The organism is Pseudomonas sp. KK4 (genome assembly GCF_001984065.1).
In the GTDB taxonomy this organism is placed as follows: domain Bacteria; phylum Pseudomonadota; class Gammaproteobacteria; order Pseudomonadales; family Pseudomonadaceae; genus Aquipseudomonas.
Genome location: NZ_LYVP01000222.1, coordinates 1 through 3,582, shown reverse-complemented (window position 1 = coordinate 3,582; position 3,582 = coordinate 1). Strand labels below are relative to the sequence as shown.

Annotated in this window: 3 protein-coding genes; all 3 read left to right on the top strand. The window is 61.2% G+C overall.

All coding sequences use genetic code 11. The features are described 5' to 3' along the window. Positions 1-304 precede the first annotated feature (304 nt). Positions 305-1,615: a sugar ABC transporter substrate-binding protein gene (locus B0W55_RS29070; protein ID WP_077049341.1), complete on the top strand. Its 1,311-nt coding sequence runs from the start codon at positions 305-307 to the stop codon at positions 1,613-1,615. Between the two features lie 154 nt (positions 1,616-1,769). Continuing rightward, positions 1,770-2,696, top strand: coding sequence for a carbohydrate ABC transporter permease (locus tag B0W55_RS29065; RefSeq protein WP_077049342.1), 927 nt, complete (start codon positions 1,770-1,772; stop codon positions 2,694-2,696). A gap of 10 nt (positions 2,697-2,706) precedes the next feature. Further along, positions 2,707-3,537, top strand: a complete 831-nt coding sequence (locus B0W55_RS29060; protein WP_019579064.1) for a carbohydrate ABC transporter permease — start codon at positions 2,707-2,709, stop codon at positions 3,535-3,537. Positions 3,538-3,582: the final 45 nt, after the last annotated feature.

Here is a 3,582-nt window from a genome sequence, read left to right as displayed (position 1 = left end):
GCGTTGTGTCAGTTTGCCCATCAGTCGTCTGACACACCGCCTTCGCGAGCAAGCCCGCTCCCACAGGTGATTCGTCGCGGCCCAAAACCTGTACGGATTCGACAGCCGAGCCACGCTGCAAAGCCCTTCCCTGCGTTTGCCCCGGCAAACCCCAGTGCAAAAAAGTATCAATTGAAGTGCGACGGATGATTTGTCTCGCACTCGATTGAGCGCTGTAATCAGCGCAGATTCTTCCTACAAAGGAAGACACAAAAACAATAACTGTCCTTCTGCAACCCACCCGGGTGCAGAAAAGGAGTGCACGATGCAACCTTCTGTAAAAGCTCTGCTCGCCCTCACCTGCATGACCCTCAGCAGCGTCAGCCTCGGCGCTCAGACCCTGACCATCGCCACCGTCAACAACAGCGACATGATCCGCATGCAAAAGCTTTCGAAAACCTTCGAGGCCGAGCATCCGGACATCAAGCTCAATTGGGTGGTGCTGGAAGAAAACGTCCTGCGTCAACGCCTGACCACCGACATCGCCACCCAGGGCGGTCAGTTCGACGTGCTGACCATCGGCATGTACGAAGCGGCACTGTGGGGTGCCAAGGGTTGGCTGGAGCCGATGAAGGACTTGCCGGCCAGTTACGACCTTGACGACGTGTTCCCGTCGGTGCGTGAAGGCCTGTCGGTCAAGGGCTCGCTGTACGCCCTGCCGTTCTACGCCGAAAGCTCCATCACCTATTACCGCACCGACCTGTTCAAGGACGCCGGCCTGACCATGCCCGAGCGTCCGACCTGGAGCCAGATCGGCGAGTTCGCCAGCAAGCTCACCCACAAGGATAAAGAGCAGTACGGCATCTGCCTGCGGGGCAAGGCCGGCTGGGGCGAGAACATGGCGCTGATCACCACCGTCGCCAATGCCTATGGCGCACGCTGGTTCGATGAGAAGTGGCAGCCGGAATTCACCGGCCCCGAGTGGAAGAACGCGCTGAATTTCTACGTCGACACCATGAAGCAGTCCGGCCCACCGGGGGCTTCGAGCAACGGTTTCAACGAAAACCTGGCGCTGTTCAACAGCGGCAAATGCGCGATCTGGGTCGATGCCAGCGTGGCCGGCTCGTTCGTCACCGACAAGACCCAGAGCAAGGTCAGCGATCACGTCGGCTTCACCTACGCTCCTCACGAAACCACCGACAAGGGCTCGGCCTGGTTGTACTCCTGGGCCCTGGCGATCCCCACCAGTTCCAAGGCCAAGGACGCGGCGAAAACCTTCAGCGCCTGGGCGACCTCCAAGGAATACGGCGCCCTGGTCGCCAATACCGATGGCATCGCCAACGTACCGCCGGGCACCCGGGCCTCGACCTACAGCGATGCCTACATGAGCGCCGCGCCGTTCGCCAAGGTCACCCTGGAATCGCTCAAGGCAGCGGACCCGAGCAAGCCGGGCGCCAGGCCTGTGCCTTACATCGGCATCCAACTGGTGACCATCCCCGAGTTCCAGGCGGTGGGCACCCAGGTCGGCAAGCTGTTCTCGGCGGCCCTGATCGGCCAGACCACGGTCGACCAGGCTCTGGCGGCGGCCCAGCAGACCACCGAACGGGAGATGAAGCGCGCGGGTTATCCCAAGTAACCCCTGCGTCCCCGCTCTTGCTCTTGGTGGGAGCGGGCTTGCTCGCGAAGGCGCTGTGTCAGTTTACCCATCAGTCGTCTGACACGACGCTTTCGCGAGCAAGCCCGCTCCCACATTGGATCTCCTCAGGTCTGTATGACTCGGTGTGAACACCATGAATATCTCAACTGCCAAAGCTCAAATGGACATTGCCCAACCCGTGCGCAAAAACCGCCTGGCCAACCCCGGCTGGTTTCTGGTCAGCCCTTCGGTGGCGTTGCTGCTGTTGTGGATGATCGTGCCGCTGGGCATGACCGTCTATTTTTCGACGATCCGCTACAACCTGCTCTACCCCGGCGAAAACGAGTTCGTGGGGCTGGAGAACTTCACCTATTTCCTCACCGATTCGGGGTTCATGCCCGGCGCCACCAATACCCTGCTGCTGGTGGGCAGCGTGCTGCTGATCAGCGTGGTATTCGGCGTATTGATCAGCGCATTGCTGGAGGCCAGTGAGTTTTTCGGCCGTGGCATCGTGCGGGTGATGCTGATCTCGCCGTTCTTCATCATGCCCACCGTCGGTGCGCTGATCTGGAAGAACCTGATTTTCCACCCGGTGTCGGGGATCCTTGCCTACGTCTGGAAGCTGTTCGGCGCGCAGCCCGTGGACTGGCTGGCGCACTACCCGCTGCTGTCGATCATCATCATTGTCTCGTGGCAGTGGCTGCCGTTCGCGATCCTGATCCTGATGACCGCCATGCAGTCGCTGGACCAGGAACAGAAAGAAGCCGCGCGCCTGGACGGTGCCGGGCCGGTCGCGATCTTCTGGCACCTGACCTTGCCGCACCTGGCGCGGCCCATCGCGGTGGTGGTGATGATCGAAACCATCTTCCTGCTGTCGGTGTTCGCCGAAATCTTCACCACCACCAACGGCGGCCCCGGCTACGCCTCGACCAACCTCGCCTACCTGATCTACAACCAGGCGCTGGTGCAGTTCGATGTGGGCATGGCGTCGGCGGGCGGTTTGATCGCGGTGGTCATTGCCAACATCGCGGCCATCATCCTGGTGCGGATGATCGGCAAAAACCTGACAGACAAAGCCTGAGGCCCGCGCCATGACCCTACAACAATCCCGTCGCCTGCAAAGCCTGCTGCTGGGCACCCTGGCCTGGGCCATCGCGATCCTGATCTTCTTCCCGATCTTCTGGATGGTGCTGACCAGCTTCAAGACCGAAATCGATGCCTTCGCCACCCCGCCGCAGTTCATCTTCACCCCGACGCTGGAGAACTACCTGCACATCAACGAGCGCAGCGACTACTTCAGTTTCGCCTGGAACTCGGTGGTGATTTCCTTCAGCGCCACGGCCCTGTGCCTGCTGATCGCGGTGCCGGCGGCCTACTCCATGGCCTTCTACGAAACCCAGCGCACCAAGGGCACGCTGCTGTGGATGCTCTCCACCAAGATGCTGCCACCGGTGGGCGTGCTGATGCCGATCTACCTGCTGGCCAAGAGTTTTGGCCTGCTGGATACGCGCATCGCGCTGATCGTGATCTACACGCTGATCAACCTGCCGATCGTGGTCTGGATGGTTTACACCTACTTCAAGGACATCCCCAAGGACATCCTCGAAGCCGCCCGCCTGGATGGCGCGACCCTGTGGCAGGAAATGGTCCGGGTGCTGCTGCCGATCGCCAAGGGCGGCCTGGCCTCCACGGTGTTGCTGTCGCTGATCCTGTGCTGGAACGAGGCGTTCTGGTCGCTGAACCTGACCTCGTCGAAAGCCGCGCCGCTCACCGCGTTGATCGCGTCCTACTCCAGCCCCGAAGGATTGTTCTGGGCCAAGTTGTCCGCGGTCTCGACCCTGGCCTGTGCGCCGATCCTGATCTTTGGCTGGATCAGCCAGAAGCAGCTGGTGCGCGGCTTGTCGTTTGGTGCGGTGAAATGATTCCGATGCCCACCCAAACCCTGTGGGAGCGGGCTTGCTCGCGAA